This window comes from Ureibacillus sp. GCM10028918 (assembly GCF_042666115.1).
Taxonomy (GTDB): Bacteria; Bacillota; Bacilli; order Bacillales_A; family Planococcaceae; genus Ureibacillus.
On record NZ_JBHTFK010000036.1, the window covers coordinates 12195 to 26956 of the forward strand.

Consider the following 14762-nt stretch of genomic DNA (forward strand, 5'->3'; position numbering starts at 1 on the left):
GCCTCCAATACTGCGTTTAGGAAGGCTTCGTATAAATGGACTATAATTCTTGAAAAGTTAATTTGGTTGACAGCTAGAAAAGTAGTCCGTATAATCCAACGAGTGCTAAGGAGGCGTTTTTTCATGTCAAAAATAATTTCCATGAAAAACTTGTTCCGAGGATCATTGAGGAGTAAGCAAACAGTAGTTGGTGTGATTTCACTGATTCTGTTTGTTTCAGTAGTATCATTCGTAGTATTTCAAGTCACCAAGGACTCGGTGGTAGTGAATGCAAACGGAAAAGAAAAAGAAATATCAACACACGCAAATACAGTAGGCGACCTTCTAGAATCAGAAGGAATCGCAATCACTCAATATGATAAAGTATCACCCTCACTGAATACAAAAATCGTTAATGGTTTGACGATTGATTGGGAACAAGCAAGAGAAGTCACAATTTCAGTTGACGGAAGTCAGTCAAAGGTATGGACAACTGAAAGTAAAGTGAAGAACATTTTGGAAGAAGCAAATATCGAAGTAACAGAGCATGATGTATTATCAGCTGCTCTGGACGCAGAAGTAGGCGAGACTAACCAAATTGATATTCAAAAGGCGTTTCAGTTAACGCTTGTCGATGGTTTAGAAGAAAGACAAGTTTGGTCCACTTCGACTACGGTCGCTAACTTTTTGAAACAACAGGGAATTCAGCTTAATGAGTTTGATCGTGTTGAAAATGGTCTGGAGAAAGTAATTGCCCCAGAAGATAAAATCACAGTTGTTCGCGTAGAAAAGGTTACCGATGTAGTGGAAGAATCTATTGATTTCGCAGTAGAAACGAAATCAGACTCTTCATTGCTAAAGGGAAAAGAAAAAGTAATCACACAAGGCGAGGCGGGTAAAGTTGCTCGTACTTATGAAATTACGAAGAAAAATGGTCAGGTAGTACAAAAAGTAGTTAAAGCCGAAGAAGTGATTCAAAAACCGACTACGAAAGTAGTAGCCGTTGGAACAAAGGTTGTAACAGCAGCTGTTTCCCGTAGTAACAGTTCTGCTTCTAGCAGCAGTAAAGAATTTTATGTAACGGCAACAGCTTACACTGCTAATTGCTCAGGCTGTTCAGGTGTAACGGCAACTGGATTAACCTTGAAAGATGGTATGAAGGTAATTGCTGTAGACCCAAGTGTTATTCCATTAGGGACAAAAGTATGGGTTGAAGGTTATGGAAATGCCATCGCTGCTGATAAAGGCAGTGCAATTAAAGGAAATAAAATCGACGTATTTATAGGTTCTAATTCAAAAGCAAATAGTTGGGGCCGCAAAAAAGTACGCGTTAAAATTTTAAATTAAACTAGTAATATACAAAAAGTTTAGCATAATTCAACCAAAATGATGAAAGCCTTCCTGTAGACTGACAGGAAGGCTTTTCCTTTGGATAATTTAAAGTGAAAGTAACTGTGGATGTGTTTCATAAATGAGAAGAATACCACGTATATACGTGAATTTAGATAGCTGTTTGCTTGCAGAAACCGTATCCTACTATGGAAGCTATGTACACTATTACCAGAAAGTCTAGAAGTCTTAACTTTTTGGTCTGGCCTTTATATTAGCTTTTGACAAAACCCCTGATGTAGCTGGATTGTTATCATGATTAAGGCCTTTAAAATTTATAGTAAAGCTTGTATGCCGACACATCGAAGATCAAACAACGCTGATTAGTCTGATTGAAGCCTGTATGGTGACACAACCAAGATCAAACAACGCTGATTAGTCTGATTAGAGTCTGTATGGTGACACAACCAAGATCAAACAACGCTGATTAGTCTAGTTGGAGCCTGTATAGTGACACATCCCAAACTCAAACATGTCCGATTTGTCCATATAGAGCTTGAATTGCACACATCTACTATCAATCTTCTCAGTCCTACCCACATTTTAAGTTTTCGCAGAAACCACTACAAGGTAGCCCGAGCTGCATATGTGCTAATTACGCCCATCTAGCAAAGTCTATATAAATAATTCTAAGCAATCTTAAGTTTCTCCATGCAACATCTATCAAACGAATCAAAACGACGTCACATCACTTTTCGTGTTATTATAAGCAGAGATTGCTTTAGAAGAGGGGTATATTTTTGAATATACAAGAAATCATTGTTGTAGAAGGAAAAGATGATACAACGGCGATTAAAAGAGCAGTAAATGCAGATACAATTGAAACAAACGGTTCCGCTATTTCCGAGGAAACTATTCGTCGTATCGCACACGCGCATTCAAAACGTGGTGTCATTGTTTTTACAGACCCAGATTATCCGGGGCGCCGCATACGTGCAATTATCGAAGAACGAGTTCCTGGTGTAAAGCACGCGTTTTTAGCAAAGGAAAAAACCATTGCAAAAAACGGAAAAGGACTTGGAATCGAACATGCACGTGATGAAGATATCCGTGAAGCTTTACGTCATGTATATACACCAAATCTCGATTTTAAAACAGAAATAGATATTACATTGGAAGATTTGCTATTAGCGCGCTTGATTGGACATCCACAATCAAAGCAACGCCGCAATCGTTTAGGAGAAATCCTGAATATTGGGATGACGAATGGTAAACAATTGCATAAACGACTAGCAATGTTTCAAATTACTGCCGAGCAATTTGGAGAGGCCGTAGTTCAACTAAATCAGGAGGAACAATATGAATAAAGATATCGCAACACCTATACGAACAAAAGAAATTCTAAATAAATATGGATTTTCATTTAAGAAAAGTTTAGGACAAAACTTTTTAATAGATCCGAATATTTTACGTAATATCGTAAGCCACGCAGATTTGACAGAAAATAGCGGAGCCATTGAAGTAGGGCCAGGGATCGGTGCATTAACGGAGCATCTTGCGCGCGCGGCAAAAAAGGTTGTTTCCTTTGAAATTGACCAACGTCTTCTGCCGGTACTAGAAGATACATTAAGCCCATACAATAATGTGACAATTGTACATTCCGATATTTTAAAAGCAGACGTAGAAAAAGTTATAAAAGAGGAAATGACAGGTATAGAAGATATCATGGTTGTGGCAAACTTACCTTATTACGTCACAACACCAATTTTATTGAAATTGCTAAATGATCGTCTTCCAATACGCGGATTTGTCGTTATGATGCAAAAAGAAGTAGCGGATCGTATTACGGCAAAGCCAGGTACAAAGGAATATGGTTCACTATCGATTGCCATTCAATACTACGTTACAGCTGAAGTTGCAATGGTTGTTCCGAAGACTGTATTTATGCCGCAACCCAATGTTGATTCTGCCGTTATTCGTCTAATAAAGCATGATGAACCGCCTGTAAGAGTCATCAATGAGGATTTCCTATTTGAAGTTACAAGAACTTCTTTTGCACAACGCAGAAAGACGATACTAAATAACCTTCAATCAGGTCTTCCAGCAGGGAAGGAAAAGAAGCAGCTTATACTGGAAGCACTTGAAAAAGCGGATGTTGAACCAACAAGAAGAGGAGAAACCTTGTCAATTCAAGAGTTCGGTAAATTGGCAGATGCACTTTATCCTCACTTTTGCAATGTACAATAATTTGAACGTGATTCTATAATCTATAACATTTATAAAATTTTTATATAAAAAAAGTTGACAAGGATATTTGTCTGCTGATAAAATATTATAATTTGTTGACAGTTACCCATAAATGGGCTATAATATTGTGTAGTGAGGTGTATGCGAAATGCCAAAAACGTTAGCTGACATTAAGAAGTCTCTAGATGGTAATTTGGGAAAACGTTTGCGATTAAAAGCAAACGGAGGTCGCAAGAAAACGGTTGAGTGTGATGGAGTACTTAGTGACACATATCACGCAGTCTTTGTCGTAGAACTCGATCAAGAAGATAACGCATGTAAACGCGTTTCTTATAGCTACACGGATATTTTAACAGAAGCAGTAGAAATTACATTTTTAGATGATGTACAGGTTGCCATTGCCAAATAGTTTTTATTTGTCTTATTAAAACACTCAAATTTTGAGTGTTTTTTATTTTCTTCCGCACATACTACGATTGTCAACCTACTTATTCCTAAGGAGGCAAAACTGCATGGCCAGAAGAAAAGGTATCATGTCGAGTCGTCTAAAAGAAGAGATAGCCAAGGAACTCGGATTTTATGATGTAGTCGAACGTGAAGGCTGGGGTGGAATTAAGTCACGTGATGCAGGTAATATGGTCAAGCGAGCAATTGAAATGGCCGAACAAGGTCTAGCACAGCAAAACCAAAACGATATGAATAAGTAGTGTTGACATTTTGCCAATAGCTCCTAATCGGGGTCTATTGGCTTTTACTTTACATAAGAACTGATATTCAATTTAAATCAGACAAGAAATAATGAGCTAGCGACACTTGTATATACAATATGGTAAAATATATGGAAGTATTGAAGCTCAAATTAAAGGTTACAAAAAAGATTTGAATGGCAATCCAAGGAGGACATATATGCTTTATGTAAAAGCCCCTGCGAAAATAAATTTAACATTAGATGTTTTATATAAGCGCCCTGATAATTATCATGAGGTGGAAATGATTATGACAACGGTTGACTTAAGTGACCGAATTGGACTAGAGTCACGAGGTGATGGTTTAATCAAAATTATTTCCACAAATGGATTTATACCGGACGATAGCCGAAATCTTGCTTATCAAGCAGCCCAGTTAATCAAAGATACATATGGCATAGCAGAAGGTGTAACTATTTCGATTGAAAAAGAAATACCGGTAGCTGCTGGACTAGCTGGCGGTAGCAGCGACGCTGCAGCTACATTAAAAGGGTTAAATGAACTATGGAATTTAGACTTACCTATCGATACTATGGCTGAACTAGGTGCCAAAATCGGGTCCGATGTTTCGTTTTGTATTTATGGTGGGACGGCACTCGCGACTGGACGCGGGGAAAAAATTCAAAAATTACCAGCTCCTCCGACTTGTTGGGTAGTTTTAGCTAAACCAAAAATCGGTGTATCAACTGCTCAAGTGTATGGTGGGTTAAGTATTGAGGGCGTAGAACACCCTAATACGAAACAAATGATTCAAGCGATTGAAACAAACGATTATGACTTAATGTGTAATTCTCTTGGGAATGTATTAGAGTCCGTTACATTTAATTTACATCCGGAAGTTGTCATGATCAAAGAACAAATGAAACGCTTTGGAGCGGACGCCGTATTAATGAGTGGCAGTGGCCCTACTGTGTTTGGTTTAGTAGATAATGAATCAAGATTAGGGAGAATTTATAACGGTTTAAGAGGATTTTGTGATGAGGTTTTTGCGGTTCGTTTATTAGGTGAAAGGAATTCACTTGCTTAAATGCGTATGTTTGTGGTACTTTTTCTATAAAATATTCGTGTTTAAAAAATGCTACAAATGAAGGAAATTAAGAGAACTGTCTGCTGTTATAAGTAGGCAGTTAATTTTACATGTAGGATTGGAGTGGATCTCGTGAAATGGAAGCGAAGCGAACGTCTTGTTGATATGACGTATTATTTACTTGAGCATCCACATCAGCTAATCCCGCTTACCTTTTTTTCTGAAACATATCAATCTGCCAAATCATCTATAAGTGAGGATTTATCGATTGTTAAAGAAACGTTTGAAGAAAAGGGAATCGGATTGTTGATGACAGTACCTGGAGCTGCAGGCGGGGTGAAATATATCCCTAAAATGTCTGATAACGAAGTGCGGGAGATTATTCAAATCTTGATTAATGAGTTAAGTCAGTCTGACCGTTTGCTGCCAGGCGGTTATTTGTTCATGACTGATTTGCTAGGAAATCCGGAACTTATGAATCGAGTTGGAAAAGTATTTGCAAGCATCTATGCTGACCAACAAATTGATATCATTATGACGGTGGCAACGAAAGGGATCTCGATTGCCCATTCGATAGCGAGACATTTAAATGTTCCTGTTGTTGTGGTACGCCGTGACAGTAAAGTAACAGAAGGTTCTACCGTTAGTATTAACTATGTATCTGGATCATCCCGTCGCATTCAAACAATGGTGCTTTCTAAACGCAGTATGAAAGGCGGCCAACGCGTCCTAATTACCGATGACTTTATGAAAGTTGGCGGAACTATGAATGGGATGAAAAATCTACTGGAGGAATTTGACTGTAAGCTAGCTGGAATGGCTGTTCTGGTTGAAGCCGAACATGCAGATGAAACACTAGTAGACGATTACTATTCTTTAGTGAAACTTCATGCTGTGAATGAAAAGGATCGTACGATTGCTTTAAGCGAAGGTAATTACTTTTTAAAGGAGAGAAAATAAAATGAAAACAGTATCTACAACAAATGCACCAGCAGCAATTGGACCATATGCACAAGGTATCGTAGTAAACGGAATATTTTATAGTTCTGGACAAATTCCTTTAACAGCTACGGGCGAATTAGTAGAAGGTGATATCGTAGCACAAACAAATCAAGTATTCGAAAACCTGAAGGCTGTTTTAGAAGCAGCAGGAAGCTCACTAGATAAAGTTGTAAAAACAACTGTTTTCTTAGGGGATATGAATGACTTCGCTGCTATGAATGAAATCTATGCAAACCATTTCGGTGACCATAAACCAGCTCGCTCAGCTGTAGAAGTTGCTAGATTGCCAAAGGATGTAAAAGTAGAAATCGAAGTAATTGCGGTAGTAGAGTAGAATAGCAAGATGATGGAGGCAAAAATAGCATCCATCATTTTTTTTATAAATAATATTTATAATTTTTCAAATTTTTGTATAATAAAAGAAGGGAAATTGAAATTTTTGTAGAATCATATCTTTTAAAGGCATCATAGAAGAGAGGAGTGAAAGAATGGAAGTAACTGACGTAAGATTAAGACGTGTCCAAACTGATGGTCGCATGCGAGCGATTGCTTCAATTACATTAGACGACGAGTTTGTCGTACATGATATACGTGTGATTGATGGCAACAACGGATTATTTGTTGCAATGCCAAGTAAGCGAACACCAGACGGAGAATTCCGTGATATCGCACACCCTATTAATTCTGATACAAGAAATAAACTTCAAGAAGTTGTACTAGCTGCTTATCACGCATCTAGTGAAGAAGAAGTTCTGCAACTTGAAGAAGCAAATGCATAGTTTGTAAACAATAGAGCCTACTCAAATACGAGTATGCTCTTTTTTGTATGCAATTATCAAAAATTTCCAATGCAGATGTCATTGATTTGTCAAGCTTGGAAACCTTGAAAATCCACTGAATTTACTATATAGTCATAATAGAATATGAATAAAATTGGAGGACTCAAAGATCATGACGAATATTTTTGCGGTCATTTTGGCTGCTGGTCAAGGAACTCGCATGAAGTCCAAATTATATAAGGTGCTCCACCCAGTAAGTGGAAAGCCAATGGTAGAACATGTTGTAGAGAACATTCAAACATTGAATGTAGGTCGTATTGTTACTGTTGTTGGACATGGAGCGGAAAAAGTAAAAGAGCAGCTTGGTGAAAAAAGCGAGTATGTACTTCAAGAAGAGCAGCTTGGTACTGCACATGCAGTAATTCAAGCAGAAAGCCTATTGAGTTCACTTGAGGGAACTACCTTAGTAGTTTGTGGTGATACACCATTAATTCAGCCGGAAACAATGAAAGCGCTATATGAACACCATAATAATCAAAAAGCAAAAGCAACAATCTTAACAGCTGTAGCAGGAAATCCAACAGGATACGGTCGCGTGATTCGTGATGCGAACGGTCAGGTTTCACAAATTGTAGAACAAAAGGATGCTACACCAGAACAACAGCTAGTTACAGAGATTAACACAGGCACATATTGCTTTGATAACAAAGCATTATTTGAGGCTTTAAAACAAGTTAACAACGAAAATGCACAAGGTGAATACTACTTGCCTGACGTTATCGAAATCTTGCAAAGACAAGGTGAAATCGTTTCAGCTTATACTTGCAGCAATTTTGAAGAAACATTAGGTGTAAATGATCGCGTGGCATTAGCGCAAGCTGAAGAAATTATGCGAAATCGCATTAATGAAAAGCATATGCGAAATGGTGTTACAATCATTAATCCAATGACTACTCACATTAGCGCCGATGCACAAATCGGCCGTGATACGGTGATTAAGCCTGGCACAATTATTGAGGGACAAACAATAATTGGTGAAGATTGTATTATAGGGCCAAATTCTAACATTGTAAATAGTAGAGTTGGTGACCGTACGACTGTACAAAATTCGGTTGTAACTGATAGTTATATAGGAGAAGATACTGCAGTTGGTCCGTTTGCACATTTACGCCCCGAAACACATTTAGGCAATCATGTAAAAATCGGTAATTTCGTTGAAGTGAAGAAAAGTACTTTAGGTAATGATACAAAAGTTTCACACCTAAGTTATATTGGCGATGCCGAAGTTGGAAGTAATGTCAATGTTGGCTGTGGCTCGATTACAGTGAATTATGATGGCAAAAATAAATTCAAAACAACTATAGAAGATAACGTTTTTGTAGGATGCAACTCAAATTTAGTAGCACCAGTCACATTGGGTGCTGGATCATTTATAGCAGCTGGTTCAACCATTACAAAAGATGTACCAGCAGATGCATTAGGAATTGGACGTTCAAGACAAGAGAATAAATTGGACTACGCAAAGAAGTTAAAATAAATTTGTAAAACTATTAGGAGGCCATCATGCCGTATCAATATGCTGACACAAAGTTAAAAATCTTTTCTTTAAATTCTAACTATCCATTAGCACAAGAAATCGCAGAACAAATGGGAGTAGAGCTTGGTAAATCATCTGTAAAACATTTCAGTGATGGAGAAGTTCAAATTAGCATCGAAGAGAGTATCCGTGGTTGTGACGTATTTATCGTTCAATCAACTTCTGCTCCTGTTAATGAACATCTAATGGAATTATTAATTATGATTGATGCTGTAAAACGTGCTTCAGCTCGTACAATTAACGTTGTAATGCCCTATTACGGATATGCCCGTCAAGACCGTAAAGCGAAAGCTCGTGAGCCAATCACAGCAAAATTGGTAGCAAATTTATTAGAAACTGCTGGTGCTAACCGTGTCATCGTATTAGACTTACATGCGCCACAGATCCAAGGTTTCTTTGATATCTTAATTGACCATTTACAAGCAGTTCCTATTCTTTCTACCTACTTTAAGACTAAAAACTTCAATCCAGAAGATTTGGTAATTGTATCTCCTGACCACGGCGGTGTTACACGTGCACGCAAAATGGCTGAGCGTTTAAAAGCACCGATTGCGATTATCGACAAACGTCGTCCAAAACCGAATGTGGCTGAAGTGATGAATATCGTTGGTAATATTGAAGGGAAAACTTGTATTCTAATTGATGATATCATTGATACTGCCGGAACGATTACAATTGGGGCAAATGCATTGATTGAGGCTGGTGCGAAAGAAGTTTATGCTTGCTGTTCACATCCTGTACTTTCTGGTCCAGCAATTGAGCGTATTGAAAATTCAGCTATTAAGGAATTGGTAGTAACAAATACAATCCAACTTTCTGAAGAAAAAATGTCTCCGAAAGTAAAACAACTTTCAGTAGCAAATCTAATGGCAGAAGCAATTTCTCGCGTATATGAAAACAAATCTGTAAGTACATTATTCGATTAATATAATCTAAGTTACTAGAGACAAGGCGAATTCTGCCTTGTCTTTTTAGTTGTGTTGATTGAAAGAATTCCTAGGGAAAAAGAGTTAAGTGATTATTCTTAGGTGAGCCTTCTAAGCACAGTCATATTTCCATTGAAGTATTATCTAAATTTTCTGAATTGACAATTATTTATATTTGTCTTACAATAAAATTCGTAAACTACTGCTGCATGTTTGAACAGCGAAAATCCTTAACCTTACTATTAAAAGTAGAACTACAATACATACCAACTTTTCCCGCAAAATACCCTCAATAAATAACAGTTTCTTACAACGTACATTACTCACACTTAAAAATATATTTTCCGATCAGCCAGGTTGTTGCGTATTTATTTTTAGTGAGTTTTCATAACACGAGACTCCTATTAAATAATTAATTAATAGAAAAGGAGTGATTCTATATTCAAGTTATTGAAAAATAGTACAAATGAAAGAATCTGAAAAAACAATGCTTCATCGTTCGCTAATTAATATTAAGGAGGGTTATATGAGAAAATTAAAAATTGAATTATTTATTGTAATTGCTTTATTAATAATTGCGGGGACTACTAATAATGAAGTGTATGCTGCAAAAAAAGATGATGTACAAACCTATGATGGACTTGTAATCGGAGATCCTATTATCACGAAAGTTAATGATAAGGAGGTTGTTTCAGTCGAATTAATAACACAAGGAAAACGAATGAATCTTCAAACCCAGGCTATTGATAGCAGTGTCGTGGATGATGTAACAGTGAATCTTGTAAAAGGGAATCTAGTAGACTATAAAGTGAATAAGAATGTTGTAATTGTTCCTGAAGACCCTTCAGAAACATTTAATAAGGTTCTGGCTAAAGGTACTTCTACAGATGCCCAGTTCGACACAATGAAATATGGACCAGAGCTTTCGTCAACAAACGGTGAGGCGGGTAATATGGTCGCTGCAGGCTGGGTATATAATAAAACAAAAAATACGATAACTGTCGGGGATGGAAGAATTGTAACTGAAGATATTAGTGGCAGGCCATTACCGGAACCAATAAAACGCTATGAAGAAACATATAAAGTAGCCAAAAATGTATCCGTTTACAATGTCAACACTGAAAATTATGCGTACTCTACGGTCTCTGATTTTGAATCAATACCTGTTACCGCAGATTATCATTATTCAACAACCCAAAGACAAGCGGTATACGTTGTATTTGATCGAAACTATCAACAATCCAACGCTGCAAAGGTAACTTCCATATACTATTTTACTCCGCAGTCAACTTCTGATGGGAAACCTGTGTGGGATGTTCCATCGATGAGTTATTTACTTAAAGACAAAGGCATTGATCCAATATCAGGGGAAAGCTACGATAAAATTAGAGGAAACAAGCCTACTGTATCCCCATATGCTAGTAGTACCGAGCCTTTTGAAATTGTAGAAGATACATTTTATTACGTGGGTGACAATGAGGTATCGGCCTATTTATTCCACGCAGATATGGGAACGAAAGCAAAATCTGATGACCGACTTATTTTATATGATGGTGGTTGGCCGTATAGCGGTTATCAGTATTGGAAGAACATAGAAGCTGTTGGCTTTGATCCACGTGAAATTACAGATATCATGCTTACACATGGCCACCTTGACCACTATGGAACAACAGTAGAATTGATTAATATGATTGAAAATGCTGGTGGGTCTGTTACTCTGCATGGTGCGTATGAAGAGGCTAATGGTATCCGAAAAGATGCGATGGGCAATGAGTGGAATATTGAGGGAGCACTTCCTGAAGAAGAAACAGAAATTAGAAATAGAATAAAACCTTATATCTATGACGAGTACATGGATTTTGGGAATGTCCAACTGTTAATAGCTCATACTCCAGGACATACACCAGGTACAACTTCGGCAATATTCAAGCTGAAAAATCCTCAAAACGGTGAATGGGTGAGCTTTGGGTATATGGGAGGCTATGGGTTTAACGGACTTTACACACCAACTGAAGAGAATGGTTACTTGAGGCTCGGTTTTCAATATGGACTTGCTTGGCTGCAGCAAATGTTTGATGTGGATTATGTAGCGCCTCAACACACAAATCAATATCCGATAATTGAAATTTACCAAGCGTTGAAGGCTTACAACAATGATCCAGCCAATTCGAAAAAACAATTGACGATGCTCGATGCTTTGGCAAAAGATGAATTTGTTAATTTCCTGGAAAAAAGATACTCTGTCGCTACTAATGCTTTAAGCGATCTCTCGAATCCGAATTACCAAAGTATAGAGAACTATGGACCCTTTAAACCAGGCAGGGAAAACGGACTTACAGATGTTAAAGCAACATTGGTAGATGGTGGAAAAATCATTCAAGGGTACGACAGTTATCAAAATGTAAACAAAGAGATACCATTATTAGAAGATGGAATTAGGATTGAATTAGATTCTTATACACATGATCCAGACGGATGGTATGTTCAATTCCATATCGATGTGCACGATACTTACCAAGGTTATCTACCAAATAACGGGCCAGTAGAATCGGTTCATCGAGCAGAAGGCACAACAGAAGTCTTACGTACACAAAGGTTAAACTCAAAAGAAGAGGCAGAAGCAATCCTAAACGCTGTTCAGCAGGGAGAAACCTATACGATCAGTCTCACAAAAGCGAGTGCGATCATCGTTCCTGACAATGTTCTAGATACATTTAGAAGTGCAGAGTAATTGTATCAACTAGGAGAGACTTTTTAGGAATTTAATATGGGTCATCAGAGTGCAGGCAAAGTCGATATTCGACTTTTTCTGCACGTTTTTTAGGTGATTTTTCGATAAGGCTTGGCAGACAATGCTGGCAGGAAAGTGTCGAACCAAATCATTTAGAAATATGGTCGAAGTGAATGATGTTTAATCTATGTAAAGTACGTTGACTAAATATTAGGTACCTCTTCTGAAATGAACAATTTTTAAATATTAAGCTAAAGTGATAGCTGCGGCTTTGTTAGTTCCAAAATAATCCTATTAGCCAAATTTATGTGCTAGAAAAGTTTAGGATTCCAAAAATAAAGGAATACTGAAAGTGGACATAACTTTGAGAGGAGTTTATTTATGGATATTATTTTAGAAGCAAAACTTAGAGAAACAGGAGCTAAATCTACTCTAACAAAACTTCGTAATGAGGGACAGTTGCCTGGAGTCATTTATGGATATAAAGTTGATAATAAACCGGTAACAATTGATTATAAGGAAATGTCAAAAGCTGTTCAAAAGTATGGACGCACAAGTGTTTTTAAAATCAATTTAGAAGGAAACCAAATCAATGCAGTTCTAACTGATGTGCAAAGGTGTGCACTAAAAGGCACTGTAAAACATGTAGATTTACTTTCTATTAATATGGCTGAGGAGTTGGAAGTAGATGTACCAATCACGGTAATTGGTGAGTCCGCTGGCGTAAAAGAAGGCGGCGTATTAATGCAGCCTATTCGTGAATTGAAAATTAAAGTAAAACCATCTGATATCCCAGAGTCAATTGAGGTGGATGCATCAAATGTAGGAATGAATGAATCAATCTCTGTTGCGGAAATCAGAAATACGGTTCCATATGAAATACTAAACGCAGATGAAGACACACTTGTTTCTGTTACTCCGCCAGTTGTCGTAAACGATGATACAGCTGGACAAGGTGATACAGAAGTTCAAGACATTAAAGCGACTGAAGCACCTGAATCACAAGGCTAAATGTGTGCAAAATGTATGAGTCAACTGCTCATACATTTTTATTTTTTAAAAGGGAATAATAAAAATATTCGTCTACATCTAATTGTTAGTTTCCAGAAAGCTGTCCATTTTGAAGTCGCATCCTAACAAGTAAGATGTGCAATATATACAGAAACTAAGAGTGAATACCATGTGAGCGGGCCTTACAACAGCAGGCGACAAAAAAACACCACGTCCGCATTTCTTGTCGCCATGACCGACCTAATATAGATTTCTAATATAGAAGAACTCTATAAATTGGAATTATATATGTACATACATTACTGTATTTTATTTTATCCGAGATTTTTATTTATAAATAAAAGGTAATTCCACTTTTATGAAGTAATAAATACATAAATAAACTAGTTTTTTCTCTTTCAATCCTGCCTATGTTAAAATATTTACGATTAGTGGAAAAAAAGGATGAGTATTCATGAAATTAATAATTGGATTAGGGAATCCAGGGAAACAATATGACTATACACGCCATAATATAGGCTTTGAATGTATTGATGCATTATCTAAAAAATGGGATGCACCATTAAATCAAATGAAGTTTAATGGAATGTATGCCAGTGTTCACCGTCCGGAAGGAAAAGTAATTTTATTAAAACCATTAACATATATGAATTTATCTGGGGAATCTGTGCGTCCATTAATGGATTACTTTGATATCGACATTGAAGATATTATTGTCATTTACGACGATCTGGATTTGGAAACAGGGAAATTACGTTTGCGCCAAAAGGGAAGTGCCGGCGGACACAATGGAATTAAATCATTGATCCAACACTTAGGAACACAAGAATTTAATCGTATTCGAGTTGGCATTAGCCGACCAGCTGCAGGAATGAAGGTAGTGGATTATGTATTAGCTAAATTTTCAAAAGAAGATGGCCCAGCAATCGAGCAAGCTATTGAAAAAACAGTTTCTGCGGTGGAAGCATCCTTATCCAAGAAATTTTTAGATGTGATGAGTGAATTTAATGGTGCATAAGTGACGAAAGCTTGCGACAGTCGCAAATACGAAAGCTCTATATGATTGGTGCATAAATAGGCAAAATTAGGTCAATACTTTGAGTATGCAAAGCTATTGCTTACATACTCAAGGGGGAGGACGATTGTAATGCCTGTAAAATATCGTTGCCGACATTGTGAAACAGAAATTGGAACATTACCATTTGATGCAGATGACACAATTCGTAAATTGCATTTATTTGAAGTGGGAGAAGTTGACGACTATATTGAGAAGAATGAACGCGGTGATACAACCGTACATTGTATTTGTGAACACTGTGAAGATTCATTAAGACAATTTCCCGATTATTATGCACTCAAAAAGTGGTTGCAATAATGCAGATGGTTTG

15 protein-coding genes are annotated in these 14762 nt (G+C 37.2%); all 15 read left to right on the forward strand.

The annotated features are described in order from the left end of the window. Positions 1-123 precede the first annotated feature (123 nt). The 15 genes from ACFQU5_RS17060 to ACFQU5_RS17130 all read left to right on the forward strand — a co-directional run bounded on the left by ACFQU5_RS17060 (position 124) and on the right by ACFQU5_RS17130 (position 14749). Complete coding sequence (locus ACFQU5_RS17060; RefSeq protein ID WP_390290521.1) at positions 124-1326, forward strand: ubiquitin-like domain-containing protein; 1203 nt, start codon at positions 124-126, stop codon at positions 1324-1326. A gap of 782 nt (positions 1327-2108) precedes the next feature. Next, positions 2109-2675 carry a ribonuclease M5 gene (gene rnmV / locus ACFQU5_RS17065; RefSeq protein ID WP_390290524.1) on the forward strand — a complete coding sequence of 189 codons (567 nt, stop codon included), beginning with the start codon at positions 2109-2111 and terminating at the stop codon, positions 2673-2675. After that, entirely contained in the window at positions 2668-3555 is an 888-nt protein-coding gene (gene rsmA, locus ACFQU5_RS17070; protein WP_390290527.1) for a 16S rRNA (adenine(1518)-N(6)/adenine(1519)-N(6))-dimethyltransferase RsmA, read from the forward strand. Before rnmV ends, rsmA begins: the two co-directional genes overlap by 8 nt. A gap of 148 nt (positions 3556-3703) precedes the next feature. Beyond that, positions 3704-3964, forward strand: a complete 261-nt coding sequence (gene veg / locus ACFQU5_RS17075) for a biofilm formation stimulator Veg (protein WP_390290530.1) — start codon at positions 3704-3706, stop codon at positions 3962-3964. Between the two features lie 103 nt (positions 3965-4067). Further along, on the forward strand, positions 4068-4262 hold the full coding sequence (locus ACFQU5_RS17080; RefSeq protein ID WP_390290532.1) for a small, acid-soluble spore protein, alpha/beta type: 195 nt from the start codon (positions 4068-4070) through the stop codon (positions 4260-4262). 199 nt (positions 4263-4461) lie between these two features. Then, positions 4462-5328, forward strand: a complete 867-nt coding sequence (gene ispE, locus ACFQU5_RS17085) for a 4-(cytidine 5'-diphospho)-2-C-methyl-D-erythritol kinase (RefSeq protein WP_390290535.1) — start codon at positions 4462-4464, stop codon at positions 5326-5328. A gap of 132 nt (positions 5329-5460) precedes the next feature. Further along, positions 5461-6288, forward strand: coding sequence for a pur operon repressor (gene purR / locus ACFQU5_RS17090; protein ID WP_390290538.1), 828 nt, complete (start codon positions 5461-5463; stop codon positions 6286-6288). Position 6289: 1 nt separating this feature from the next. Next, entirely contained in the window at positions 6290-6664 is a 375-nt protein-coding gene (locus tag ACFQU5_RS17095; protein WP_390290540.1) for a RidA family protein, read from the forward strand. Positions 6665-6818: 154 nt separating this feature from the next. Next, complete coding sequence (spoVG, locus tag ACFQU5_RS17100; RefSeq protein WP_036197863.1) at positions 6819-7109, forward strand: septation regulator SpoVG; 291 nt, start codon at positions 6819-6821, stop codon at positions 7107-7109. A gap of 172 nt (positions 7110-7281) precedes the next feature. After that, positions 7282-8646: a bifunctional UDP-N-acetylglucosamine diphosphorylase/glucosamine-1-phosphate N-acetyltransferase GlmU gene (gene glmU / locus ACFQU5_RS17105; RefSeq protein ID WP_390290544.1), complete on the forward strand. Its 1365-nt coding sequence runs from the start codon at positions 7282-7284 to the stop codon at positions 8644-8646. Between the two features lie 26 nt (positions 8647-8672). Continuing rightward, the gene (locus ACFQU5_RS17110) at positions 8673-9632 is read left to right on the forward strand and encodes a ribose-phosphate diphosphokinase (RefSeq protein WP_390290547.1); all 960 of its coding nucleotides are present in this window, start codon (positions 8673-8675) and stop codon (positions 9630-9632) included. Between the two features lie 526 nt (positions 9633-10158). Further along, positions 10159-12363, forward strand: coding sequence for an MBL fold metallo-hydrolase (locus tag ACFQU5_RS17115; RefSeq protein ID WP_390290549.1), 2205 nt, complete (start codon positions 10159-10161; stop codon positions 12361-12363). 381 nt (positions 12364-12744) lie between these two features. Beyond that, positions 12745-13374, forward strand: a complete 630-nt coding sequence (locus tag ACFQU5_RS17120; RefSeq protein WP_390290552.1) for a 50S ribosomal protein L25/general stress protein Ctc — start codon at positions 12745-12747, stop codon at positions 13372-13374. Between the two features lie 454 nt (positions 13375-13828). Next, positions 13829-14392 carry an aminoacyl-tRNA hydrolase gene (pth, locus tag ACFQU5_RS17125; RefSeq protein ID WP_390290555.1) on the forward strand — a complete coding sequence of 188 codons (564 nt, stop codon included), beginning with the start codon at positions 13829-13831 and terminating at the stop codon, positions 14390-14392. A gap of 129 nt (positions 14393-14521) precedes the next feature. Beyond that, positions 14522-14749, forward strand: coding sequence for an anti-sigma-F factor Fin (locus tag ACFQU5_RS17130; protein WP_036197852.1), 228 nt, complete (start codon positions 14522-14524; stop codon positions 14747-14749). The last annotated feature ends 13 nt before the right edge of the window (positions 14750-14762 follow it).

Excerpts from the sequence above, each read along its gene's own strand:
- ACFQU5_RS17060 (WP_390290521.1), top strand. The coding sequence starts at position 124 with ATGTCAAAAATAATTTCCATGAAAAACTTGTTCCGAGGATCATTGAGG.
- rsmA (WP_390290527.1), top strand. The coding sequence starts at position 2,668 with ATGAATAAAGATATCGCAACACCTATACGAACAAAAGAAATTCTAAAT.
- veg (WP_390290530.1), top strand. The coding sequence starts at position 3,704 with ATGCCAAAAACGTTAGCTGACATTAAGAAGTCTCTAGATGGTAATTTG.
- ACFQU5_RS17080 (WP_390290532.1), top strand. The coding sequence starts at position 4,068 with ATGGCCAGAAGAAAAGGTATCATGTCGAGTCGTCTAAAAGAAGAGATA.
- ispE (WP_390290535.1), top strand. The coding sequence starts at position 4,462 with ATGCTTTATGTAAAAGCCCCTGCGAAAATAAATTTAACATTAGATGTT.
- ACFQU5_RS17095 (WP_390290540.1), top strand. The coding sequence starts at position 6,290 with ATGAAAACAGTATCTACAACAAATGCACCAGCAGCAATTGGACCATAT.
- spoVG (WP_036197863.1), top strand. The coding sequence starts at position 6,819 with ATGGAAGTAACTGACGTAAGATTAAGACGTGTCCAAACTGATGGTCGC.
- glmU (WP_390290544.1), top strand. The coding sequence starts at position 7,282 with ATGACGAATATTTTTGCGGTCATTTTGGCTGCTGGTCAAGGAACTCGC.
- ACFQU5_RS17110 (WP_390290547.1), top strand. The coding sequence starts at position 8,673 with ATGCCGTATCAATATGCTGACACAAAGTTAAAAATCTTTTCTTTAAAT.
- ACFQU5_RS17115 (WP_390290549.1), top strand. The coding sequence starts at position 10,159 with ATGAGAAAATTAAAAATTGAATTATTTATTGTAATTGCTTTATTAATA.
- ACFQU5_RS17120 (WP_390290552.1), top strand. The coding sequence starts at position 12,745 with ATGGATATTATTTTAGAAGCAAAACTTAGAGAAACAGGAGCTAAATCT.
- pth (WP_390290555.1), top strand. The coding sequence starts at position 13,829 with ATGAAATTAATAATTGGATTAGGGAATCCAGGGAAACAATATGACTAT.
- ACFQU5_RS17130 (WP_036197852.1), top strand. The coding sequence starts at position 14,522 with ATGCCTGTAAAATATCGTTGCCGACATTGTGAAACAGAAATTGGAACA.